Source organism: Sporosarcina sp. FSL K6-1540 (genome assembly GCF_038620285.1).
Classification (GTDB): domain Bacteria; phylum Bacillota; class Bacilli; order Bacillales_A; family Planococcaceae; genus Sporosarcina; species Sporosarcina psychrophila.
The window spans coordinates 1,500,050-1,525,000 of the sequence record NZ_CP152018.1 but is presented as its reverse complement, the minus strand read 5'-3'; the positions used below and the strand labels follow the sequence as shown (position 1 = coordinate 1,525,000).

The 24,951-nt window shown below is 39.3% G+C and carries 23 protein-coding genes and 2 rRNA genes (1 of these 25 running past the window's edge); 18 read left to right on the top strand and 7 right to left on the bottom strand.

Annotated elements, in window-relative coordinates:
- The 6 genes from MKY15_RS06890 to MKY15_RS06865 all read left to right on the top strand — a co-directional run.
- Window positions 1-649, top strand: a 23S ribosomal RNA gene (locus tag MKY15_RS06890) (it extends 2,283 nt beyond the left edge of the window).
- 80 nt (window positions 650-729) lie between these two features.
- A 5S ribosomal RNA gene (gene rrf, locus MKY15_RS06885) occupies window positions 730-845 on the top strand.
- A gap of 508 nt (window positions 846-1,353) precedes the next feature.
- A complete protein-coding gene (locus MKY15_RS06880) occupies window positions 1,354-2,181 on the top strand; it encodes a YihY/virulence factor BrkB family protein (RefSeq protein ID WP_342539309.1) in 828 nt (275 codons plus the stop codon).
- The gene (locus tag MKY15_RS06875; protein WP_067214109.1) at window positions 2,181-2,855 is read left to right on the top strand and encodes a response regulator transcription factor; all 675 of its coding nucleotides are present in this window, start codon (window positions 2,181-2,183) and stop codon (window positions 2,853-2,855) included. The genes MKY15_RS06880 and MKY15_RS06875 overlap by 1 nt, the downstream gene beginning before the upstream one ends.
- Complete coding sequence (locus MKY15_RS06870) at window positions 2,852-4,231, top strand: HAMP domain-containing sensor histidine kinase (protein WP_342539308.1); 1,380 nt, start codon at window positions 2,852-2,854, stop codon at window positions 4,229-4,231. Before MKY15_RS06875 ends, MKY15_RS06870 begins: the two co-directional genes overlap by 4 nt.
- 75 nt (window positions 4,232-4,306) lie before the next feature.
- The gene (locus MKY15_RS06865) at window positions 4,307-4,705 is read left to right on the top strand and encodes a hypothetical protein (protein ID WP_067213709.1); all 399 of its coding nucleotides are present in this window, start codon (window positions 4,307-4,309) and stop codon (window positions 4,703-4,705) included.
- A gap of 80 nt (window positions 4,706-4,785) precedes the next feature.
- Here MKY15_RS06865 and topB read toward each other — a convergent pair whose 3' ends face one another.
- Window positions 4,786-6,936: a DNA topoisomerase III gene (gene topB, locus MKY15_RS06860; protein ID WP_338654522.1), complete on the bottom strand. Its 2,151-nt coding sequence runs from the start codon at window positions 6,934-6,936 to the stop codon at window positions 4,786-4,788.
- Between the two features lie 197 nt (window positions 6,937-7,133).
- Between topB and MKY15_RS06855 the strand changes: the two genes are divergently transcribed.
- Entirely contained in the window at window positions 7,134-7,532 is a 399-nt protein-coding gene (locus tag MKY15_RS06855; RefSeq protein ID WP_342539720.1) for a nitroreductase family protein, read from the top strand.
- 44 nt (window positions 7,533-7,576) lie between these two features.
- Here the strand turns inward: MKY15_RS06855 and MKY15_RS06850 are convergent, their stop codons facing one another.
- From MKY15_RS06850 to MKY15_RS06840, 3 genes are read right to left on the bottom strand one after another with little or no spacing between them, the layout of a single operon-like run.
- Entirely contained in the window at window positions 7,577-8,629 is a 1,053-nt protein-coding gene (locus MKY15_RS06850) for a HAMP domain-containing sensor histidine kinase (protein WP_067213707.1), read from the bottom strand.
- Window positions 8,626-9,315: a response regulator transcription factor gene (locus MKY15_RS06845; RefSeq protein ID WP_342539307.1), complete on the bottom strand. Its 690-nt coding sequence runs from the start codon at window positions 9,313-9,315 to the stop codon at window positions 8,626-8,628. Before MKY15_RS06845 ends, MKY15_RS06850 begins: the two co-directional genes overlap by 4 nt.
- Before the next feature lie 55 nt (window positions 9,316-9,370).
- Window positions 9,371-10,024 carry a type II CAAX endopeptidase family protein gene (locus tag MKY15_RS06840; protein WP_187046217.1) on the bottom strand — a complete coding sequence of 218 codons (654 nt, stop codon included), beginning with the start codon at window positions 10,022-10,024 and terminating at the stop codon, window positions 9,371-9,373.
- Between the two features lie 311 nt (window positions 10,025-10,335).
- Here MKY15_RS06840 and MKY15_RS06835 point away from each other — a divergent pair, with 311 nt between their 5' ends.
- From MKY15_RS06835 to MKY15_RS06805, 7 genes are all read left to right on the top strand, one after another.
- The gene (locus tag MKY15_RS06835) at window positions 10,336-10,893 is read left to right on the top strand and encodes a cysteine hydrolase family protein (RefSeq protein WP_067213704.1); all 558 of its coding nucleotides are present in this window, start codon (window positions 10,336-10,338) and stop codon (window positions 10,891-10,893) included.
- 1,158 nt (window positions 10,894-12,051) lie between these two features.
- Window positions 12,052-12,669 (top strand): NAD(P)-binding oxidoreductase, encoded by a 618-nt coding sequence (locus tag MKY15_RS06830; protein ID WP_067213703.1) that lies wholly within the window; start codon window positions 12,052-12,054, stop codon window positions 12,667-12,669.
- 425 nt (window positions 12,670-13,094) lie between these two features.
- Window positions 13,095-13,334 carry an MMPL family transporter gene (locus MKY15_RS06825; RefSeq protein ID WP_187046215.1) on the top strand — a complete coding sequence of 80 codons (240 nt, stop codon included), beginning with the start codon at window positions 13,095-13,097 and terminating at the stop codon, window positions 13,332-13,334.
- A 974-nt stretch (window positions 13,335-14,308) separates the two neighbouring features.
- Window positions 14,309-14,989, top strand: coding sequence for a response regulator transcription factor (locus MKY15_RS06820; RefSeq protein ID WP_342539306.1), 681 nt, complete (start codon window positions 14,309-14,311; stop codon window positions 14,987-14,989).
- A 110-nt stretch (window positions 14,990-15,099) separates the two neighbouring features.
- A complete protein-coding gene (locus MKY15_RS06815) occupies window positions 15,100-16,737 on the top strand; it encodes an ATP-binding protein (RefSeq protein WP_342539305.1) in 1,638 nt (545 codons plus the stop codon).
- Window positions 16,730-17,269, top strand: a complete 540-nt coding sequence (locus tag MKY15_RS06810) for a hypothetical protein (protein WP_342539304.1) — start codon at window positions 16,730-16,732, stop codon at window positions 17,267-17,269. The genes MKY15_RS06815 and MKY15_RS06810 overlap by 8 nt, the downstream gene beginning before the upstream one ends.
- Window positions 17,270-17,320: 51 nt before the next feature.
- Window positions 17,321-17,626 (top strand): hypothetical protein, encoded by a 306-nt coding sequence (locus tag MKY15_RS06805; protein ID WP_342539303.1) that lies wholly within the window; start codon window positions 17,321-17,323, stop codon window positions 17,624-17,626.
- Between the two features lie 616 nt (window positions 17,627-18,242).
- Here the strand turns inward: MKY15_RS06805 and yiaA are convergent.
- Window positions 18,243-18,713: an inner membrane protein YiaA gene (gene yiaA, locus MKY15_RS06800; protein WP_067213699.1), complete on the bottom strand. Its 471-nt coding sequence runs from the start codon at window positions 18,711-18,713 to the stop codon at window positions 18,243-18,245.
- 1,026 nt (window positions 18,714-19,739) lie between these two features.
- Here yiaA and MKY15_RS06795 point away from each other — a divergent pair.
- A complete protein-coding gene (locus MKY15_RS06795; protein ID WP_187046212.1) occupies window positions 19,740-20,045 on the top strand; it encodes a monooxygenase in 306 nt (101 codons plus the stop codon).
- 482 nt (window positions 20,046-20,527) lie between these two features.
- Here the strand turns inward: MKY15_RS06795 and MKY15_RS06790 are convergent, their stop codons facing one another.
- The gene (locus tag MKY15_RS06790) at window positions 20,528-20,953 is read right to left on the bottom strand and encodes a GatB/YqeY domain-containing protein (protein WP_067213697.1); all 426 of its coding nucleotides are present in this window, start codon (window positions 20,951-20,953) and stop codon (window positions 20,528-20,530) included.
- Window positions 20,954-21,223: 270 nt separating this feature from the next.
- Here MKY15_RS06790 and MKY15_RS06785 point away from each other — a divergent pair, with 270 nt between their 5' ends.
- Window positions 21,224-22,600, top strand: a complete 1,377-nt coding sequence (locus tag MKY15_RS06785) for a catalase (RefSeq protein WP_187046211.1) — start codon at window positions 21,224-21,226, stop codon at window positions 22,598-22,600.
- Between the two features lie 503 nt (window positions 22,601-23,103).
- On the opposite strand, the gene MKY15_RS06780 is transcribed toward MKY15_RS06785, so the two are convergent.
- A complete protein-coding gene (locus MKY15_RS06780; RefSeq protein ID WP_187046210.1) occupies window positions 23,104-23,430 on the bottom strand; it encodes a helix-turn-helix domain-containing protein in 327 nt (108 codons plus the stop codon).
- A gap of 137 nt (window positions 23,431-23,567) precedes the next feature.
- On the opposite strand from MKY15_RS06780, the gene MKY15_RS06775 reads away from it, so the two are divergent.
- Together MKY15_RS06775 and MKY15_RS06770 are read left to right on the top strand one after the other, a co-directional pair.
- Complete coding sequence (locus MKY15_RS06775) at window positions 23,568-23,975, top strand: DoxX family protein (protein ID WP_187046209.1); 408 nt, start codon at window positions 23,568-23,570, stop codon at window positions 23,973-23,975.
- 18 nt (window positions 23,976-23,993) lie between these two features.
- The gene (locus MKY15_RS06770; protein ID WP_342539302.1) at window positions 23,994-24,842 is read left to right on the top strand and encodes a VOC family protein; all 849 of its coding nucleotides are present in this window, start codon (window positions 23,994-23,996) and stop codon (window positions 24,840-24,842) included.
- The last annotated feature ends 109 nt before the right edge of the window (window positions 24,843-24,951 follow it).

Below are 24,951 nucleotides of genomic sequence, written 5' to 3'. Positions count from 1 at the left end.
GGGCGGTCGCCTCCTAAAGAGTAACGGAGGCGCCCAAAGGTTCCCTCAGAATGGTTGGACATCATTCGTAGAGTGCAAAGGCATAAGGGAGCTTGACTGCGAGACCTACAAGTCGAGCAGGGTCGAAAGACGGGCTTAGTGATCCGGTGGTTCCGCATGGAAGGGCCATCGCTCAACGGATAAAAGCTACCCCGGGGATAACAGGCTTATCTCCCCCAAGAGTCCACATCGACGGGGAGGTTTGGCACCTCGATGTCGGCTCATCGCATCCTGGGGCTGTAGTCGGTCCCAAGGGTTGGGCTGTTCGCCCATTAAAGCGGTACGCGAGCTGGGTTCAGAACGTCGTGAGACAGTTCGGTCCCTATCCGTCGCGGGCGCAGGAAATTTGAGAGGAGCTGTCCTTAGTACGAGAGGACCGGGATGGACATACCTCTGGTGTACCAGTTGTCTTGCCAAAGGCATCGCTGGGTAGCTATGTATGGACGGGATAAATGCTGAAAGCATCTAAGCATGAAGCCCCCCTCGAGATGAGATTTCCCATTACGCAAGTAAGTAAGATCCCTCAAAGAAGATGAGGTTGATAGGTCTGGGGTGGAAGCACGGCGACGTGTGGAGCTGACGGATACTAATCGATCGAGGACTTAACCAATTTTGAAAAGGGCTTGATTACCCTGATTCGTGTAGCACAATGTCTGTTTTATTCAGTTTTGAGCGAACAAGCTCAAAGAGTCTGGTGACGATTGCGAAGAGGTCACACCCGTTCCCATCCCGAACACGGAAGTTAAGCTCTTCAGCGCCGATGGTAGTTGGGGGTTTCCCCCTGCGAGAGTAGGACGCCGCCGGTCTCATTGAAAGGCCATTACCTTATAGGTAGTGGTTTTTTTGTATTTATTTTTAATGTTAACTTTTTGGAGAGTTTATGGGTATGTGGTCGAAAAAAGGAATAGTTCTTTATTGTCGGAAATCTGCATTTGGAATTAATCTCATTGGTTATATAATTGGTTAAGGATGAGATATGTGATTAATTAGCAATGGGATTTGATCGATTCCAGTGTTATGTGATTGGTTAGCAATGGGATATGATCGATTCCAGTGTTATGTGATTGGTTAGCAATGGGATATGATCGTTGCCATGATTATATGATCGGTTAGCAATGGGATATGATCGTTACCAGTGTTATATGATCGGCTAGCAATGGATATGATCGTTACCAGGATTATCTGATCGGTCGGAGGCACCTACTCTCAACCAATAACTTAATACAATTCACCTCTATAAATATTCTATATCCCTTTATAGTTATCCTATGGCATTCTTTAGAATAGGGTATATTGAAGTAGAGGGGGTTGCAAATGACAATTATTAAAAATGTAGTGGTTCGTTTTTTTAATGAACGCTTTTTTGATCAGGCAGCACAGACTGCATACTATCTTTTATTGTCCATGTTTCCATTTTTTCTTTTCATCCTTTCCTTACTCAGTTTGTTTCCCGTTGATGAAGAGATGCTTTTGACATTTCTCAGGCCTTTCACGCCTGATGAAGCGTTTACTGTAATAGAGGAAAATGTTCGTGCGGTTCTCAATAAAGGGCATGGGAAGGTGCTATATGCAAGCCTTGTAGCAGCGTTCTGGATTACTTCCATGGCTGTACAGTCGCTTGCACGTTCACTTGACCTGGCGAATGGCTATGTACGTCGCTATGCATATTGGAAAGTACTGATACGTGATCTTGGAGTAACGCTTCTTTTTATGTTAGTCATTCCGTTATCATTGTTTCTTCCAATTATCGAAAAGGCTTTATATAGAGTTGTGACTTATTACGATACGATTGAGGAATGGCAAGGTTGGTTTTATATTTGGCCGAATGTTAAATGGGGTTTGGGAACGTTATTTCTGTTTCTATTCTTCTTATTGTTTTATAAAGTGGTGCCAACAGGTAAGATGAGGTTTAAAGAAGCACTTCCGGGAGCACTCTTTTCTGCTATTGGTTGGCAGTTATTTTCACTTGTGTTTGGGAGCTATGTTTCGAACGTTGACTATACTCGCTTATATGGACAATTGTCGGGTATTATCCTACTTGTTATTTGGTTTTATTTGACGGCGGTTATTATTTTGCTGTCAGGTTTGTTAAATGCGGAATGGCGGAGGTCATCCGGTAGAAAGAGGAGGCGCGTAACATGATGAAGATATTGGTGGTAGACGATGATCCTAATATTTTGGAGCTTGTGAGCATTCAGCTGACACAGGCCGGGTATACAGTTATGAAAGCATCGGATGGTTTTGAGGCGCTGGAGTTATTGGAAAAGGACTTACCTGATTTGGCAGTCGTGGACGTGATGATGCCAAGAATGGACGGCTATAAGTTGACGAAGAAGCTTAGGGCAGAGGCGGATATACCGGTTTTATTGCTGACGGCCAAAGGGGAGCTAGAAGATAAGGAAAAAGGGTTCCTTGCGGGTTCCGATGATTATGTTGTAAAACCGTTCGAGCCGAGAGAATTGTTATTTCGGATAAATGCAATTTTGCGTAGATACGATAAAGCAGTTGATGTGTTCATTCAAGCTGGACCGATGAAAATAAATCGGCAGAGCTATGAAGTCTCTGTTGGCAAGAAAGTGCTTCTTCTGCCGTTAAAGGAGTTTGAATTACTTTCGGTTTTGGCATCACGGTCAAATCATGTATTTACAAGGGAAATACTAATTGAACGGGTATGGGGTTATGACTATGAGGGCGATGAACAGACGTTAAACGTTCATATCAAGCGAATTCGAGACAAATTGGTGAAGCTGACAGGGGAAGTGACCATCTTAACAGTGCGAGGTGTTGGGTATAAGCTTGAAGTGTCACCATCATGAGATCGCTGTACGGAAAATTTATCGCGATGACAACCGTTATCATGATAGCAAGTGCGCTGATTGCATTTCTAGCGGTCAATACATATTACCATCAACAGTTGAAAGGGCAAAACGACGAGAAGAATATGAGCATTGCGAAAAGCATTGCGTCATTCATTGAATCGGATAAGGAATTAGATCTGGTAAATTACCTTGAAACGCAGTCTGCGGTCGGGTATAAGCTCTACGTTGTCAATGAAAACCAAGAAGCCACGATGTATGGGGAAGCATTTCGGGTAGAAAATCTTTCAAACAACGTTGTAGAACAGGTATTGAATGGTGACGTGTATCACGGGATGAGAGATCTCCCAGGCGAAACGTTCGTAACCGGATTTTTCTCGAATGAATTAGCAAACACCGTGGGGGTGCCCTTTGAATATAATGGGGAAACATACGCCCTTTTTCTACGCCCAGACATTAAGATGCTCTTTACGGAAGTGCACTATATCCTTGGTGGGATGGTGCTGATCATGGCAATTATCAGTTTGCTGGCGATGCTGATTGTGGCTAAAATGTTGATTGATCCCATTACAGAGTTAACTGCCGCGACGAAAAAAGTTGGCGAAGAACAGTTCTCTGGAACGCTCGATATTAATCGAAAAGATGAAATTGGGCAACTGGCGAAAAGCTTTCAGCTGATGACGAGGAAACTTAGTGAAAATGATCGGATACGCAAAGAATTCATAAGCGATGTGTCGCATGATTTCCAGTCACCGTTGCTTAATATAAAAGGATATGCAGAGCTGTTGTTGGACGATAAACTCACGGAAGATTCACGGAAAAGTTATGCTAACGTTATCCAATCCGAAACGGAACGATTGTCTTCATTGACGAAACAGTTGCTGCTTCTCACATCACTCGATCAGTTATCATCCCCACTCGAAAAGAAGACCTTTGACTTGGACATGCAGTTGAAGGAGACGGTCCGCAAGTTTAGATGGTTGCTTGAAGTGAAAGAAATGACGTTAGAAATGGATCTTGAAGAAGTTCGTTTCACCGGAGACCCTGCATTTCTTGAGAAAGTTTGGGAAAACCTGCTATCGAACGCACTAAAGTATACAGAGATTGGCGGTGCGATTGAAGTCGTGTTAACCGAACAGCCGGATCATGTTACAGTTCTTATCCAAGACAATGGAATTGGCATTGATGAAGAGGGACTTGAGCGCATTTTTGACCGTTTTTACCGAGCAGATGACTCGAGAACACAGGAAACAGGCGGAACAGGACTTGGCTTATCGATCGTCATGCAGGTTGTTAAACTGCATGGTGGAACAATTAACGCTGTTAGTCGTAAAGGGCAGGGTACGACTTTTACTGTGGTGTTTCCGAAGTTGTAATGTCCTGTTCATCTTGCGTTCATATAGGATGTTTAAGATATGGGTATAACATTAACATTACAGGAGGAATTTAATATGGAAGCAAAATGGAGTCTACGATTGATTCGTATAGCAGCAATTTTTGGTTTGATCGGTACAGTATTAGGTTCACATATGGCCGGAGCAGGATCACCTGCATTCCGTCCAATTCACGCGCACATTCTATTAGTTGGTTGGTTGTCTCTATTTGCTTGGGGCGTCTTCTATCGAATTTACAAAGTCCGAGCAAAAAAACTGATTGCGATTCATGGATGGACGGGAATTATCGGAGCAATCGGTCTGACGTCAGGTATGTGGCTACAATTCATGCGACCGTTTGGGGTGAATGAAACACTGTCACTTATTCTGTACATCGTTGGCGGAACAATTTTACTCATTAGCTTTGCATTGTTTGTTATTATTACATTTTTAACTGAAAAAGAAAGTAAGCGATAAGCGATTACAATATGATAGATTAATTCAACACAAAAAGTCACTTCCTTGATTTAAAAAGGAGGTGACTTTTTTGTGTGAAATTAAAACTCAATATTTATTTTCCCGTTAACGAGCGTTAAGCTCGCATCAAACTTCTTATCAGAATTGGAGACGAAACCTTTTATAACATTCGTTTTTCCTTTCGTGCAGAGAAGTTTAACTTGAGTAGGCGTGAGCTTTTTTTTCAAAAAGACAGCAGGAAAAGTCTGCTTGCAACCACTTGCGTAGGCACTGCAACCGTAGAATTCTTTGCGTGCAATAATCATACCTTCTTTACAAGCAGGGCATGGAGCGACTTCGACTTGTTGATAGGAGGTCCGTTGAGGCATCTTGCTCACTACATTGGCGGCTAGTTTTGCATCAATGGGCTTGGCGTTTAATTGGCCCGGTACTTCTTCCAATAAGCTGTTGATGAACTTCGCAATGCTGCCGAGAAAACGTTCCTGTGTTCCTTCACCATTGCCGATCTTTCGTAAATACGCTTCCCATTTAGCAGTCATGGACGGGCTTGCGAGAAGATTCCCTTCGATTGCTTGGCAGAGAATGCGCCCTTTATCCGTAATGGAAACGATGTTTTTTGTTACGTCGATATAAGCATGCCGTTTGATCGTTTCGATGATTCCACTTCGGGTAGCTTCTGTACCGAGTCCTTCAATTTCTTTTAAAATATCGGTCTCTTTTTTATCCTCGACAAGTTTTCCGCATGTTTTCATCATCGCGATAAGTTGGCCTTCTGTATACGGTTTCGGCGGCATCGTTTTGCCTTCTTTAATGCCGATATCACTTTCCACAGGTTCGTGCATCACAAGTGGCGGTAGCGTTGGCTCGTCCTTGTCTTTGTCATTTTCTTTCGCCGAACGGATGAACAATGCTTTCCAGCCCTTATCGCGTTCCGTCTTCCCGATTGTGAAGAATGGGAGCTTGTTGACTTCTGTCGTCACTTTCGTTTCAGTGTACAGATAATCAGTATGGAACATAGCGAGTGTGGTGCGGACAACTTCTTCATATAAGTTACGCTCGATGGTCGAGAGCCCAGCAAGTACCCCTTGTGAAGGAATTTTCTTCGTTGGAATGATTGCATAATGCTCCTGTACTTTTGAACTGTCGACATAGCGCTTTTTCGGAGCGAGTGATGCGACAGGGAAAGTATGACCGATAAGCTGCTGATACTCGGTTACTTGTCCAGCGAGATAGGTGAATTCACTTGGTGTGATATACCTGGAATCCGTCCTTGGATACGTCACGAGCTTCTTTTCATAGAGCCCTTGCATTGTCTTCAATACATTCGCAGGACTTATTTTCCATAGGCGGTTTGCCGTTGCCTGTAGTGTAGACAGTGCATGTAGCTGTGGAGGCGGCGTCCGTTTATCGACCGTTTCTACCGAAGTAACTACACCAGGTGATTTCGGATGGATATTATGTTTTGCGAGAAGGTCCCGGATAATTTCTCTTTTCGAATCCTTTGCTTTGGCCTTACCTTTATATGTCCCGTTTGCGGCAGTAAACGTCGCTTCGATTTCATAAAATGGTTCAGAAACGAATGCTTCAATTTCTATTTGCCGCTGATAAATAAGGTAAACAGTCGGCGATTGCACACGTCCGATTGAAAACACATCTCGAATGCCGCGTGCTTGCAACAGAAGGGAATAGAGCCGAGAACCATTCATCCCGACAAGCCAGTCACTAATTTGTCGGGCTTTCGCCTCCTCATACATCAGAAGATCTTTGCGATTGTCTTGTAAATTCGCGAATCCTTTGCGCACTTCATCGACTTCCAGCGAATTAATCCAAAGCCGCTTTATCGTTTGGTTTTTGGCGCCTGTTTGATAATAAATACTATAGAAGATATTCGATCCTTCACGGTCCACATCACAAGCATTAATGACAGTATCAGTAGCTTTAATCAGCTTTTTTACAATGGCGAACTGCTTGGTTTTATCCTTTGCGACCTGAAACTCATAGCGTTCCGGCAATATTGGCAAACTGGCAAGCGACCACTTGGCCCATTTCGGATCGTACTCTTTAGGTTCTTTTAGTTCGACAAGATGGCCGATTCCCCATGTAATATATGCACCTTCAGAAAAAATAGGGGAGGGCAATAACTCTAAATAGCCTTCATGTCGCCGTACAGAAAAAGCGTCTGCGTATGCCTTCGCTTGGCTTGGCTTTTCGGCTAAAATTACTGGTTTCATGACAAGACCTCTTTCACTGATAAGGAAAAAACGTTAGTTCTCCTATTATCTCATAGATTGAGAAGGTTTTCTAATCAATAGTTAGGGTGAAAATTAGTGCTAAGCTATGTGGAAGTTTATTTGGTTTTCAAGTAGAAAAGACAATACTCAACAAATAGTTGAGAAGTGACAAGTAGAATTAATATTGTTGATACCGTATTGTCATTCTTGGTGATTATCAAGCTTTTGATAAGGATAGTATCATTAAGATACATGAGGAGGGCTTTCAAGCAGGCTATTTTGATGAATCATTAAGGGACCACCTAGCGAATGCTGCAATTAATTACTATGCAAATAAATCAGCTGAAGATTTAAAGTTAGAATTAACTAGAGATGTAAGTCTTGCTTCAATGTCCTTAATTTTATTAGCAAATGAAGCTGGTTTTGAAACAATCACTATGTCAGGTTATGATTCTAAACAATTAAAGGCGACTTTAAATATATCTGAAAGGTATTTAGACGTTTTGCTTATAGCGATTGGTAAAGGAACTACAGCCGGTCATAAAACAGTAAGACATCATGTGAACAAGGTACTTTATAAAGACAAGATACTGTAATTATTTTCTTCAGCAATATGATATATAAAGAGTTGTAATTCTTTTTAAATTCCTTCATCATAAATCGGCAATTCAATCGTTATGATAAATCTATTCTTATTTATAGAAGCTTTTATTTCACCTTGCATTAAATGAACTAGATTCTTTGATATACTCAACCCAATCCCTAGATGTCCTTTAGGGTTTCCATTTCTATATTCACCAGAATAATATCTATCAAATAGTTTAGATAACTCTTCCGGTTGCAAGTGATGTCCATCATTTGCAACCGAAATGTAAATCGTTTGATGATTATTCCAGCCTTTCATTTCAAATGTATTCATTGCATACCTGGTAGCGTTATTGACTAAATTACTAACCACCCTTTGCATATGGTCCTGATCCACTTTAATTCGACAATCATTCTCTATTTCATTGATCAGAACACAAGGTATTCCCTGTAAGGCTACATCCACCCCACACGTTTCGTATAAATCTTCTAGAAGGTCCTTTGCATAGAGCACTTCACCCTTTGTAGGTAGCTGATCTCCCTCGGATTCATTGAATACCTTTAATTGACCAATCAAAGTATCCAGTTCTTTCACTTTTTTATCAATCACTTTTAGGTATTTTTGAAAGTCTTCTTCGTCAACAGCCATCCCATCTCCTAACCCCTCAACATAACCACTGATAGAGGCTAAGGGTGTCTTTAAATCATGGGTAATGTTTGTGATAAACTGTCTACGTTTTTGTTCAAAGACCATTTGTTCCGCCTTGTTTTTCTTTAAACTCAATCGCATTTTTTCAAAATGAGTAGCAAATCTACCAATCTCATCATTTCGATCATAATTAATGGGGAAATCGAGGTTTCCTGAAAGAATTTCGTTCGATACTTGTGTTAATTCCTCTAAAGGCTTAACCACTCTTATTTTTATAAAACGGGTTAGCACCATTGTTACAAGAATATAAGGAATAGCAAAAAAGAGGCTTATAGAAATAATGAAAAGTAATTGTTCTCTTGACGAACTAAATCCCACCAGTAATAGGCCCATAAGCAAAGGCGAAATTATGAGCAGGATGAGAATAGATTTTAATGTCGATATTAATCCTCGTTTCATAGTAAATCACCGTTAAACCGATAACCTACACTACGAACAGTGACGATGCAATTAGCCAACGCGAGTTTATCTCTAATTTTTTGAATATGGATAACTACAGTGTTTAAGTCCCCGTATTCATCAAATCCCCATACTTGATCATACAGATGCTGTTTTGAAAAAACTTGATTTGGATGGGACAACAGGAATGAAAGGATATCAAACTCTTTTGCGGTAAATTGAATTTCAACTCCGGATTTTTTGACTACTCTGGATATCCTATTTACTTGTATATCGCAAAATTTTAATACTGACTTTTCATCAGTTTGTAAGTTCGTAAATGTCGTTGCTCTTCTTAGTTGGGCTTTTACCCTTGCTACAAGTTCCTTTATAGAAAACGGCTTCACCACGTAATCATCCGCGCCTAATCCTAACCCTAAGATACGATCTAGTTCTGTTTCCTTTGCACTGGTAATAATGACAGGCAGTGTAGACTGTAGCCGAATATTCCTCAAAATTTCTAACCCATCAATTCCTGGCAACATCAAATCTAGCAAAATAATATCAGGCTGCACTTTATTGAAAATGGTTAACGCTTCATTCCCTGAATTGCAGATGATAACTTCAAAGTTATCCTTCTTGAGATAATCCCTAATTATATCTGCTAGTTCAGTCTCATCCTCAATTATTAAGACTTTCTTATTCAACGTCAGGCCTCCTCTGGTGTAGATTTTACTGCTTGATTTAAACTAAAATGTCATTTTACGTATACAGGACTAGTGGGATCAAGGCGCTTAGATTGTTAAATGTATGAAAAATAATTGGAACAAGCAAGTTGTATTTAGAAACGACGTACAATGTGCCAAGTATAAGGCTAATTGTTAAATAAGGCACGATGTTTGTGAGGTCAGAGAAACTGTGCATATGCAGTAATCCAAACAAAATGCTTGATAGCAACACACAACCCCATACGGGTATACGACTTGATAATCTGTAGATCAGCAAATGCCGGTATACAAATTCTTCTACTATCGGCCCCATAATACCAAGAATAGCGAGAATGAGAATTGGAGGAAATGCCCTTGCGATCTGATAAACATTTTGATCATTGGTTGCATCACCGATAGGTAACAAGTAGTAAGCCAAAACAGAAAATAAGATGAAAATGAAGTAGAAGCCAATCAGTAACAATAAGCTACGAGAAATGGATTTCTTCAGAAGTTGCCAACTATCAGCCAGATGCTGGCGAAATAAAAAGATTCCTGCGATAAAAAGCACGGTATATAACATGAGTGTCATGGCTGACCTTACTTCGACCGTATACAGATGCTGGAAGAAACGAATTGCAAAAATAAGACAATAAGTAAGTGCAAAAATAATTATTTTTCTGATAGGTACATTTCTGGTTTCGGTCATCCTCTTTTACCTGATTTACTTATTTTTAAAATGCCGTTTTCGCGTAAACTTATATTCACCATAAAAATTCCTCCCTCTTTTTATTAATCGTACAAGAGGAAGTTAATGTGTTCGTAATGACTAGATAGTAATTTTATAAAGCTTTGATAAAGTTTTCATAAAGTCATTAATATTCCTTTATTCTTTTTTTTACCATTAATCAATGCATTGAAGTAATCATTTAATTAGTGGAGGATACAAGCTACAAATGATTGATTAAATCGTGATTAGTCTGTATGTTTTAATTGTATGGGAAATTAGGAGGATTAGTGATGGATAAAAGAAACCAAGCTTTAATTATCATAGATGTGCAAAAAGCTTTCGATGATAAAAAATGGGGAGAACGAAATAATCTTCATGCCGAAGAAAATATTAGTGAGATCCTGACATTATGGAGGGAAAAAGGGTGGAAAGTAATCCATATTCAACATATGTCAGATAATCCAGATTCCGTATTTCATCCTAAGAATGCTGGATTTGCAATTAAAAAATTGGTTGAACCTACTGCTGAAGAAGTAGTGATCACAAAGAAAGTAAATAGCGGTTTTATTGGTACAAATTTAGAAGAATATCTAAAACAAAATGATATCTCAACGGTTGTAATCGCAGGATTGACCACGCCTCATTGTGTTTCTACGACTACAAGAATGAGCGGTAATTTAGGATTCAATACATACCTTATTTCAGATGCAACAGCAGCCTTTGGTATGACGGATCAAAATGGTACATATTACGATGCAGAAGTGATACACAATGTTTCTATTGCAACTTTGCATGAGGAGTTCGCGAAAATAATTACAACAGAACAACTAGTAAATGAACTTTCATAGTACTCTTATTGAACCACCGGATTGTTTATAGCCAAATGAGAAGGTGTAACAGGGCAGTAATAATTGAATAAAGGGAAGAAAAATGCCTTAATTTAAGGCGTTTTTCTTCCCTTTATTTGTGTCAGTGTTAAATATTAACGGAGTCAGTAATAAATTCACCCAAAATGATTGATCTTCTAATCCTCGTTATTGTTAGACTATTTACTCGGAAAAGTCTATCGTAAATATGGTCTACAGTTCTTATCAAGTAAGGGATTCAACAAATGTTATTCAAGTATAGAGGTTGCTAGACCCATATCATCCACATAATGGGATGACCGGTTTCATGACCACACCTCTTTTCTTTTTACGATGAAACGCTAGTTCTGATAGTTGTATTATCGCCCAAATGGGGGAGGTTATCTAATGTATGACGGCACCATATTTTATTTCTTCATGGGTTACTCAATTCAATGTAATATAGGGATTTTATCGATCTTATAGAATATAGAAATGAAGATCAGTGTAACAATCAGTACTTTTTAAAGCAATGAGATGTACAGAGAGAAAAATGAAAAGTATATTGTTGATGTATATGTCTAAATTCACTTCTCTGAACGACGAGGACCAACTATAGCTGAAATATAAACATTGAGGAATTTAACAAGGGAACCATTGAACCATTCATCTTGGATAAGGAGAGGTCCCCACCAGTAGTGGGTGCACTCCAAAACGATTAATCCAATAGACCAAATGAGTTCAAACGCTTCCAAGCGCTATGCCATGTTTGCTTGAAGCTGATCCATTTTCAATAATGATAAGTGATATACCTTAAGTAAGAGCAGCTTTCCTTAGATTTGTTGAGTCCTTTTTAACTACCTATTTTTGTTCTAGCTTTATTGTAATCGGTGGTTTAAGATGATTAATCGACTTAAGTTAAGACCTGTTTTTTACAATCAAAAGATTGAAGTTGTTAATTAAACAACCACGCTTACATCGATTAGAAAAAGTGATGTTTTCATTCCGAACAAGTTGGCGGGGGATTTGTTAGCAATAATTACTCAATGCTGGAAAGTGATTTTTAGTATTCCAATTCGAAGGAGGTCGTACTTTAATAGTTATGTTAGAATTAGTTTACGAGTTAAATAATGGTAAACCAATTCAGCTTGGAGGGAACTTATGAAAATCATCATTTTTGGAGCTTCTGGAAAAACAGGGAAGTTGCTTGTTGAGCAAGCGCTTTCTGACAACCATAGGGTCACAGCATTCGTAAGAAACCCAAGTAACTTAAACATTTCCAATCCGAACCTTGTGATTGTACAGGGGGATGCAACAGATGCATCTGATGTAAAAAAAGCTATTCTTGGGCATGATGCAGTTATTTCAACACTTGGAACGAACACTGGATTACGAAAAACGACAATACTTCATGAAATGACGCAAAACATCGCTCAAGGTATGAAGGAACAGCAAGTGTCGCGGATCGCTTACATGGCTTCGGCAGGAATCGACAAGGAAATACCAGGTGTTATCGGGAAAATTACGATAAAATTGCTTGGAAATGTGCTAGACGATCATCATAATGCAGTGGCTGTATTAAAAGATAATAATTTACAATGGACGATTGCAAGACCCCTAGGACTCAACGACAAACCGTTTACAGGGACATACCGTAAAGAAGCGATTGGGGTTCCTAAAGGCGGCCGTGCAATTTCTCGTGCGGATGTCGCCGACTTCTTATACCAGGCCATTGTCAATGAAGAATTTATCCATCAGTCTGTTGCTTTGAGCGACTAGTCAACAAGAAATGCTAGATAAAAGCACAAGAATAGTAGAAGGCCGAGTTCTAACACATTTAGAGATGTGTTAGAACTCGGCCTTTGAGTGGTCCATCTACTATTGATGTATCGTATTCATTAAAAGTAGCGTTTTTATTGTATATGTGGGTGATTCAAGGTTTCCTAAAGGGAGATACCGAACCGCGATATTTGCGAGTAGCGATGATATCAACCGCCCCGCATGACACAGGCAATTAAGTAGTGAGGTGAAACGGAAGTTATTGGTGAGGTACTTGATAATGTGAGTGCTGCTGAAGTCAATAGATTAAAAGAGATGCTACCTTTCAGTATTTTACCGCCACAGGCCCACACAAGCTTTTTCTCGGAAAATAAAGATCATTAGATTCCAAAGAATTAGAGGTAAGTATAAAGAAGATAAAAGTAATGGTACAAGATCAAATTGGTATGACGGTTTATATGACTGGTCCTGCAGGAATTGTTATTGACACCCTAAGCTTGTTTTCTAGAGCTGATCTTGTATTAATTTTATCAACGGTCGGAATTATTTTGGTTTTATTGATTGTCATTTATCTTTCGCCGTTACTTGCTTTGATTCCTTTACTAGCTACATACACGGTATTTATTTGTATGGCGGCTAACTATAATCAGGATATTCTAAAATGAAAGGCGAAGCTGAATAGCAAGAACCCATTATTAGGTGCTTCACATTAATTAAAGTCTCAATTGTATAGTGGGAAAATGCACATAAATCCTGGTTGTTAATCGGGTTATGTGCATTTTTATATTTACGTGCATGGCGATACCATCAATTAATGCAAAGAGCCGCTCAACTTCCAGATCAAGATTGAGATTTTTTTAGTAAATCCATCGTATACAAATAACTAATGAGCTTTTGCCTACCTTCTAATATTCCATCATCAAGTATATTTAATTTAGATGTACGATGTTTCACATGTGCTTTAAAAGCAAACCAAACTGACATTTCTGCAAGTAATTCTGTATTGTCGGATACACACTCAAGTAATACAATGATGACTCATTCCCTTTTACATATGTGAACGAAGTTCTTCCAAGACCGCGTAACTCGCACTTTTCATTGGTGCGGACTTTTTATGGTCGACAATCTTTTAAAAAAAGTCGAACGCGTATATGGTCTATTTACCTTGCATAACAAGAGATTCAATAGCCTTTATTAAAATTTAAATATTGCTTGACCCTTATCACCCACATAATAGGATGACGGGTTTCATGACTGCATATCTTTCGGTCCGTAATAGAAACGCTTGTTCTGTGAATATCGCATATAATGGAGAGGTTTCCAAATTCATAGTTGGTGTGAAGGCGGCTGTTAATGTCAAACAAACCTTGAGAACTCGGTGACATTGTAACACTGTAGAAAACAAGAGTCTGATTCAGTTAAGACAATTGTTTGTTGTGAATTAGTAATTGCTAGAAGAAGTCCTTTAAAAGTTTTGACTTTACTGGTTTATGAAATCCATACAACGTACACACGACGTACACAGGAGTCCTCTATACTAGGTCTAGAAAGTACTATCGGAGGTGTAGGGTACGTGAAAATATACTAGAATCATGTCCATAGTTAAAGGGTGACGTGGATAGATGTGGAGAGTGAAGCTATGAAAAGAAAGATATTGTTAGTCGAAGATGATACGCTGATGCGTGAGTTTATAACGGATTATTTCAAAAAGGAGCAATGGGAAGTATACGAAGCGGAGAACGGAATGCTCGCACTGGATATTTTTGAACAAAATTCCATTGACCTGATTGTTTTGGATATTATGATGCCGGAAATGGATGGGTGGTCGGTATGCAGGCGCATTCGCAAGGAGTCAGACATACCGATTATCATGATTACAGCTAGGGTGGAAGACGATGATCAATTGATGGGGTTCGAGTTGGGTGCCGATGAATATGTGACGAAGCCTTTTAGTCCGAGGGTATTAGTGGCTCGTGCTACCGCATTAATGAAAAGAACGGAAGGTACAATTGGTCGTGAAGGAGATATACATACCTTTGGCGATCTAGTAGTAAACAGAATGGCTCATACTATTTCCGTGGCGGGAAATATGATTTCTTTGTCACCAAAGGAATATGATTTGCTTCTCTTTCTTATCAAGCACTACGGTAAAGTTTTATCCCGTGATTATATTCTGGACGCTGTATGGGGATACGATTATTTAGGGGATTTGCGTACAGTAGATACCCACGTCAAAAAATTAAGAGCCAAGCTAAGTGCCGAAGGTCGATATATAGGTACCGTCATCCGCGTAGGTTATAAATTTGAGTTGGAAGCATGAGAAGGCAGGGGGTAGTCCTTAAACTTTTTGTGGTAACATCTATTCTGATTATGACTGTTTTTTCCCTTGTGATGCTTGCGGAGGGCTTGTTTTTCGAGCGGTTTTATCGAATGTCCAAGATCCATGCACTAGAGCAGAATATGAGCCATTTCGAGGATCAATACGAACAGGTTGGATCCAATAATCAGCAGGTTTCACGGCTACTCGGTGCATTTATGAATGATAATGATACCAGTACTTCCATCTTAAATCATCGGTTTGAACGGATTAGCATAAATCCTTATTTTCTGGAGTTGCAAACAGACAGACAGGCCATTACCATTCGTGTGCCCGCGGATGGTATGGAACTAGGTGCTATTCCGAATGGGATTCAGATCGGCGATACAACAGTGATAGACGGTATTTTCATGGATGAGGATGATACTGTCATGCAACTTGTTGCCATACAGCAGAAAAACGAAGATCTCGTAAATGGGTTAACACGAGTGAAGGGTAAAATAACGGATTTGATGCTACCCGAACAACGCTCGTATAACCCTCTATATCAAGATACCCTGATCGATGAAGCCCTCCAGGACTGGATGCCGAAGCTAGAACAATATGAATCTCGTTTGCAGGACGGGTTGCTTGTTCAGGCGGAATGGATAGATAATTGGAGCGGTGTCCAATACGCTATTCTGATTAAATCGCTAGCACATAGTGAAAATACAGAACGTTATTTATTCGTCATGACTTCTCTACAACCAGTTGGGGAAGCAGTCGAGATACTCAAGAAGTATTTTGTATATTTGACGCCGGTAATTATTATGCTCACCATTATTCTATCTTTGATTTACTCGAGAATTGTATCCCGTCCGTTAGTTACGCTAAACCGTGCTGCAGCGCGACTCGCCAAGTTAGATTTTACCATGGAGCCTGAAATTCATTCGAAGGATGAATTCGGGGAGCTGTCGCGCAATCTAAATGCGTTGTCTCAGAATTTAGATACGACCTTAAAGGAACTTACTAATATGAATGTGAAATTACAAGTGGAGATGGAAGAAAAGCGGCGATCCGAGCAACTTCATAAAGAGCTAATCGCGAACATATCGCATGAATTGAAAACCCCTTTAGGCATTGTAAAAGGTTTCGCAGAAGGGTTGCAGGATGGAGTAGCGAGCGACAAAAAAGACCGTTACCTGAATCACATCGTGAATGAAACAGATCGGATGAATGCTTTAATAATGGATATGCTGGAGCTCTCCAAATTCGAAGTCAAAGCCATTCATTTAACGCTTAGAAGCGTATCCATGACAAACCTTGTTCAAAATGTAGCTGATTCGTTTTCTCATCAATTAGAGGAAAAGCACCTTCAATACAAGTTGAACAAAGTAGAAGAACTATTTGTAAAGGCAGATTCTAGACGGATTGAACAGGTCGTTCTAAATTTATTGAGTAATGCCATTCGACATGCTGTGGAGAACAGTGTCATTTCCATTAGTATCGAGCGGACATATTCTGGAAAGGTAGTCACGGTAATCGAGAACGCTGGACCGCCCATTGCGGAGGACGATTTGAACCGGGTGTGGGATCAATTCTACCGGATTGAGCGTTCTCGGGATCGTAAATCTGGAGGGACCGGTCTGGGACTCGCGATTGTCAAACATATCCTGGAGCTTCATGATAGCGAATTTGGTGTAGCGAATACAAATCAAGGCGTCGCATTTTCTTTTACCTTATATGAAAGCAGAGGAGAACCCCATGAATAACAAAAAATACAGCTATATCATTTCAGCTCTGTGCATGCTTCTTTTAACTAGTGGTTGTGCTATGAAATCTGTGTCTGAAGCACCGGAAGCGCAGCCATCTGAAACAAATCAAGACAATACCACCAAAGTAGAGGACGCTTTAGCGGATTCCGGGAATGAAATATTAATTGTAATAGATCAGACCCCAAAACCGATAGAGGGAAATAGTTTCGATTTCGTAGTGAAACAGGTACCGGAAGGATTCGCGCTAGCCGAAATACAGTGGATTTCCAAGGATAATCTGATTGTAAATTCGGTTCAAGATGCCATTGAACACGGGGCTAATGGGGAAGATGGATTTTACATTAGTGGTGACGGACAATTCTCGGGTTTCATATATCCGGATACGATGAAGGGTGAGGAAGGTCAGGTTGTATTTCTATTCAAAGATTCCGAAGGCAATGAGTTAACTTGGAAAAAGAAATTAACGTTGAGTCCGTCAGCAAACTCTCAGGAGGGGGGGAAGAATGAAAATGCCATTGAGATTCCGTAAGATGCGTTAGAGCAATATATGCAGGCTATTGCTAATCAGGATGCTGCAAAGTTGGTCGAGTTATACGGGGGTAGTTACCAAGGACTCATTAACTTATTTCCCGAAACAGACACTAGTGACAAGTTGAAATTAATTGATCAGTATCTGAAGCTACTGCCAAGGATTTCACTGAATGAAATTCTTGAACAGACCGTAGTAAGCAAGGACGAATATATATTCGTGATTACGTTAAAGTTGGAAGACGGAACCTTATTCCATACGAGGGAGTTTGACACGATCACCGAAAAGTTTACTTACACAGTTAAACGAGTCGATGGCAAGCTGAAAATGATGGAACTTCCTCCATACCAGGCTTAGTTTGATGGTAGTCACGATGAGTTGAAACTTTTGTTAACATCATTGAAAGCAATGATGTTAACAAAAGTAAATACTAAGGTATATCGTGCATAACTTTTCATTCGATATTGATTAAAGGCTATATAAAACCGACTGATGGGCTTAATAAATTGAGATTCTGATTTGAATTTTGGGTAGTATAATAACCTGAGATGGGAGAGCGTCACGCTGACGGTTTGAAGGTCGACGTTTCGCACCCGGTATGCACCATAAAATGAAATGCGGTTTGAGCTCTTGATGAATAAGGGTTCTTTTTTTGATTGATAATTGAATCTAAGGTGACAGTCAGAGCGACCCTTCCTTTAGACTCGCTACGGATGAATACTATCTTCAGGCGAAGCGATTGAAAGATGGTACCGAGGGGGAAAGTGACCAGAGCTTGAAAAAAGTCCTTTCCAAGCTGAAGAGCGGGAGAATTTGATTTAATAAGATAGAGTATATGGGTGACTGACATCCTAAATGTAGTGGCGTTTATTCAAAAAAAGCGAGTCACACTCCGGTAAGAAAAAGGGGTGACTCGCTTAGTTATATTCTACTTGTTGAATAAGTCCAGACTGTCAAATTAACGGGAAGTAACTCAATCTATTTCTCTTGCTCTCTGTGTATCCCTAACATTTTTCTGAACGGTTATCGCTGCAAATATACTAAGAACGAAAGCCATACCATAGAACCCTTTTTCACTTAAGACAATACTTCCTGCGTTGTATAAACCGATGGCCATTAATAAAATAGATATAATAAGTGCTAACCAACTAATACCATAATAAATGTTCGTGACTGGTATTCCTTCTTCTTTATCTCTTACAGCTTTTTGTAACGAGACAGATGAATAGAGTCCGAATACTAAAATTGCAAAGTAATATCCTTGTTCATTCAGTTCCATAGCTGCATTATACAGGCCTAAGAGATAAGCTGATACTCCTATTACCAGTGCTGCCCATGAAGCTCCTTTGAAAACCGGAGTTGGTTCTCCATCTTTTCTTTTTATTTTCATTTTTGGGGCGTTTTGTTTTTCCATATCAAATAAATCTTCATTATTATTAGTCATTGAATGTTCTCCTCCCCTTTCGACAATCATATCTGAACGAGTATAAATCAGCAATGTTTTTTGGGAATAGTCTAACTCCTCTAAAAAGTTGAATCTGATTTTAAGTCTACAAAAATGTTAGCTTTAACAGGGATCATCAAGGATTATTCGCAAATGAGTTCGTTTCTATCATTCTTTGAACATTGCAGCTAATTTTTTGTTGGAACTTTTATAGTATGTAAATAAGGGGAAATTAACTAGTCGTATATATATAATTTTATGGGATATATTCTGCGTATTGGGAGAAAGAAGAGGTATACAAAAAAATATCTATGATGGTGAGAATTCTTTCCAAAGTTATATTGGAAAGCAGGGGATTGGTTAAAATGATGCAGCCCATCTAAGTAAGTCTCTTCTTGTATTACAATTTTCTAATGGGTTACAGCCCAATCCGAACTAATACATATTATTTTAACGTAACTATCAAACTGGACAAACTGACGGAAATTGAACACTGAATCTAAATGGAAATACTCGATCCCGATTGGACTTATGGGGAAAAATGATAGCTGGCGATACTGTAGCAGTTAATTACATATTATGATTGACAGGTTTAAATATTACAGGGGAAAAATGAAAAGGGGGAGGAAACAACATGTTTATACATTCATGAGAGTCTTCGAAGGAGATCAAATCATACAAAAGGCCACGCTTTTAAAACTCATTCTTAACTTTTAGGTATAATACATATGAACTAACGAAGCAAGTTAGCTAAATAACATAAGAGTCTTTATAATTAAGGTATTGACATCCATTTGAATACTATGTGAAGGATAAAAATAATTTCTGAATCTGGAAGCACTACAACCATCCCTTTTTAGCTTGCGTGAAACAGAAAAACTTCTATTTCACAAAGAAATTGAAGTCATGTACATTGTTGAACAAATAGTCATTAACTCATTTATTGAAAAAGAGCTTACACGAGATCATTATCAAGCGCATGAAAAATTTATTTTACAACTACTAAATAATCGGAGGAGAATGACTATGGCGTACCTACTACAAGTGGATTTTAAAATGGCTGGACCATTCGGAGATGAAATGGCGGAAGCGTTTACTGATTTAGCAAAAAGCATCAATGAAGAAGAGGGATTCAAGTCGAAAGTTTGGACAGAAAGCCCAGAAACAAATGAAGCCGGTGGAATTTACATTTTCGAAACAAAAGAAACAGCTGAAAAATATCTAGATATGCACACTAAAAGATTAGCCGGATTTGGAGTCACAGCCGTCAACGCAAAAATCTTTGCGATTAATTCTAAACTTACCGAAATTACTAAAGGGTCGATAAAGTAAATAAAAAACCTGTAAATTTATTGTTAAAATTCACGGATTTTATATCGTCTCTTATCAAACGAAAAGCAGTACATCAGTGCTTGAGTAGAAACTCTTTCTGTAAAGAAAGTTCAGGATACTCTTGAGAATTGTATTAGTATCTAGCCGGCCCCCTTGAGGGATCAGCTATTTGACCGTCCGATCTATCAAATCGGAGGTCTTATTTTTTTATTCAATTTAATTGCTTGATATATAAGATTGGATAGCTAACAGGCAGGATCTTCATTTCTACAAGGGGATTTTTGTGAAATGGGTCTTTTACAACCGCAATTTCTTTTGAGTGAATAGGAAAAAAAGCTGATATTATTCGAATAGTATCAGCTCTTACCTATTACTACTTAACGGGAAGTGTATCCAACATCCACATAAAGGGATTGTCGATTTACAAATGAATATGGGGTTTCCGTGCAACAATTATCTTGCACGGAAACCCCACACTAATATCAGATTAAGTTTTTCACGACTTTTGACATCGTTCCTCCGTCTGTTTTCCCAGTAAGTAATGGTTTTGCGATTTTCATGGCATCACCCATGTTCATACCTTTGGTGATTCCTGCCTCTGTCAACATTGTTACAATTTCGTCTTCGCTAAGTTGTTTAGGCAAGAATTTTTTGAGCAGAACTAATTTTGCTTCTTCTTGTGCAATTAAGTCTTCACGCTGTGCTTTTTGTGCGCCTTCCAGCGCTTGATTGGTCTGTTTGATTTCGCGGTTGACGATGGCAACTTCCTCATCAGTTGAAAGAACTGCACCTTTTTCCTTTTCAGCGCTATCGAGTGCTGCTTTTACTAATGTTAGTACTCCTTTTGCGAGCACATCTTTTTCCCTCATGGCATTCTTTAGATGTTCGAATACGATTGTCTTTAACATTTTTGGATCTCCTCCTATTAGTGGTTAAAAGTATAGAAGAGATGCATGTGAAAAGCAACAAATGATGATTTATTTATATCGACTTGAATCAGCACAAACTCCCTGCTCTGCAGATTAGTGGAACTCTGGCTAAGGTCGCCGCGTCCTGCGGATGTCCGTTCTTTTTTGCATGGTTATTCTGCTAACTACATTCATAATTGTATGGGGCCTCACATAAATAATAGTGTATCTTAGGGAATTAACTTGTGGGTACAGGAGGCAGGAATAACTATGAGAGAAAACAATGGAGGGGAATCAGGTTCTTCCACGCATCTAAACAGAAATGCATCATGGGCTGAGGAAATGCATTCACAGACTGTAGGTGAAAGAGGTCCTGTACTGGAGCAGGACAGTATTTTACATGAAACATTGGAGACCTTTGTCCATTCAACAATTTTAGAAAGACCAGTGCATGTTAAAGGCTTTGGTGCTTTTGGTTACTTTGAGACTGTGTATTCTATGGCAAAATACACAAAGCTGTGCTTTTTACAAAATCCTGGGCAGCAAGTTCCAGTTACTGTGAGGTTTTCGCTTGCTGTAAGTAATAAAGGTACTCCGGATACCTCACGAAATGTGCGTGGATTTTCTACTAAGTTTTATACTGAAGAGGGTATTTTTGATTTGGTCTTCAACCATATTCCTGTATTTTTAGTACGAGATGCTATACGTTTTCCAGAGACCATTCAAGCTTTTTTACCCTCGCCCGTAAATAACTTGATGGATCCCGAAAGGTTCTGGAGCTTCATAGCCAGAGCGCCAGAATCAACCCATTTTGTTGTTCGGCTTTACTCTGATGCAGGCACAGTAAAAAGCTTTCGCCACATGCCGGGTTATGGTGTGAATACCTACGTTTGGAAGAACGGGGAGGGGGTACGCAGTTATGTAAAATATCACTGGGTTCCTTATGCTGGGGAGCAGTATATAGATGCTCAAGAAGCCGCCCGATGGAATGGCGAGAACCCAGATATTGCAGGTCAGGATTTGTATGATACCCTAGCAAAGGGAGAGCCTGTTGTATATGGGCTTTATGTGCAGCTTATGAATCCGAAAGATGAAGCCACTCTTCCTTATGATCCATTGGATGATACAAAGGTTTGGGATAAACAGCAGTACCCTCTGATGCCGGTTGGCCGCTTGACGTTGAACCGCAACCCGGATAACTATATGGAACAAGTGGAGAAACTGGCATATTCACCGTCCAATCTTTTGGAAGGGGCCGAATTATCAGATGATAAGATGCTGCAGGGACGCGCCAATATTTACTCGGATTCCCAGCGGCGGCGGCTTGGACCAGATTTTCGCAAAATACCTATCAATCATCAGGAAGACTGGACACCAGCAACACAAGTGACAAGCGGCAACGGCAGATTTGTGGAGGGGCATCTTGAACGATCCGATTTGCCAAAACCAGATGATTTTACGCAGGCCGGGCAATATTATCATGCTCTTCCCCCTGAGCAACAAAATCACTTAGTAAATAATCTTTCTGCTGATCTTGCCGGCATATCCGATGAGACACGACGCATTGTTTTGACGTATCTGTACAATGCATCGCCGGAAATGGGAGAACGGGTTGTCCGACAAATTAAGACACAGACAAAGGGTTAATTCGATAACTTTCACTAAAATGATCAAACCTTATTATGAATTTTTCGAATTTAGGTACATGTACAATACACTACTCAAAAAATACAATTGAACAATAATAAAATGAAGATTGGACATGTACGCGGATGTCTAATCTTTTTTCTTGTTTATTCAGAATTTAGAAAAAATAAAAGCACCAAAAGTTCAAAAAAGGGAGCGCTTCTCTACATTGCATGTCATTGAATGAAAATGAGTTTTGTGATTATTGATTTTGTGAAGACAACTAGTACAATCTTTATTTTCAATACGGTTTCTTAATCTAAATTACAGCAGAAGATTAAGAAAAAGGAATGACTAGCCTGTACCAAAATAAGAACGGTCATGAAAATGCCATTATTGAATATATTCACCTTCCCGCAAATCGGAAAGATTCAAAAACCTGTAATTATTCCTAGTTGACGTTTTCTTAGAAATCATTTTGTTAATTTCATATTTTCCTTTTGTGTATAGGTAAGGATATGATTTTATGTTTCTTCACTCTCTATTTCCACCCATGACTGTGACCAATTTTCTATTTCTTTCAAAACCGGCTCTAATGAAAGCCCTTTTTCCGTTAAGGAGTACTCAATAATAACAGGTGTTTCAGGTATAACATCACGCTTTACAATCCCTTGTTGTTCTAAATCTTTTAAGCGTTCTGATAAAACTTTGCCACTGATTCCGATAGAAGATTGAATTGTACTAAATCGGTTTGAGCCCGACAATATTTGATTGATAATCAAAGCCATCCAGCGCTGACTTAAAAGCGAGATGGCTTTTTCAAATCGGGGACAAATAATAGATTGCTTCATTTTTTCTTTCACTCCTTTATATGCAGTATATAACATGATGGGTTTATTTCGTAAGTAATTAACTTACTTGACAACTACAACGCTCTATAATATAGTTAATTACATAAAGTAACTAACTATAAAGGGGAATAGTGAAAATGAATAAAAATGATGTGGGTACGGTTATTTTGCGTTTGGTTTTAGGTCTTACTTTTTTCATTCATGGATTATCCAAGTTTCAAGGGGGCTTAGCTAACACTGCTGGTTTTTTCGAAAGCCTTAGTATTCCAGGATTTTTAGCTTATGCCGTTGCAGTTATAGAATTAATCGGCGGTATTCTGTTGATACTTGGTATTGGAACACGAATCATTTCTGTATTGTTTGCGGTTATTATGCTGGGGGCAATTTTTACAGTAAAACTCTCTGCAGGGTTTCTTGGCAATGATGAAATGGCGGGGTACGAATTGGAATTGGCACTATTCGCTATGTCCATTTTTCTCGTTTTTGCAAACAGCACTCGTTTCTCGTTAGGTAATAAAATCTTTCGTTCTGAGGGACAAAAATAAAAAACGGAGGTAAGAAATATGGAATTTCATAGCAAACCAAACACTTTTGTGGGTCATGTAAACATTAAGGTACAAGATTTAAATCGATCACTTACGTTTTATCAGGAGATTCTTGGTTTTCAAGTTCTAGAACAAACTGAAAAAATGGCTAAACTAACAACGGATGGCAAAACGAGTGTGTTGTCAATCGAACAACCAGAAAACGTAGTACCCCAGTATGGAAAAACTACGGGTCTATATCACTTTGCCCTTCTTCTACCTAAACGCTCAGACTTAGCTGAAATCGTGCATCATTTTATGGAAATCGGTTTGCGGTATGGATCATCAGATCATCTTGTAAGTGAAGCTTTATATTTAGCAGACCCAGATGGAAATGGAATTGAAATTTATATAGACCGCGAACCTTCCGAATGGACTTGGAGTAACGGTGAAGTGGCAATGACAGTGGATCCATTGAATTTTGAAGATCTTCTATCCGAAGGGAGACCGCAGTCATGGAAAGGTTTACCGGCTGGGACCGTCATGGGGCATATTCATTTACATGTATCTGAATTGAAAAAGACCGAAGAGTTTTATACTAAGGGCCTCGGTTTTGAAGTGGTTAACCGGTATGGCAATCAGGCGCTTTTCATCTCTACGGGTAAATACCATCATCAAATTGCCTTAAACACTTGGGCCGGAGTTGGGGCTCCAACACCACCTTTAAATAGTGTTGGGCTGGAGTCGTTTACTATAGTTTTAGCAGATGAGGTAGCAAGGAATAATGTTATCGCCCAGTTGAAGAATATTGGTGTAGCTGTGACAGAAGAAAACGGTTCTTTTGTATCCTATGATCCTTCTGGGAATCGTATTTATCTAGGGATTTAAGGGGGCGATTTATAAAAGTAGAGTATTGAAGCCGAGATAAATAAATCGTATAGGTGGTTATTATGTGGGGTTTTTAGATAGACTATTAGGTAGATCTAATGAGGAGGAA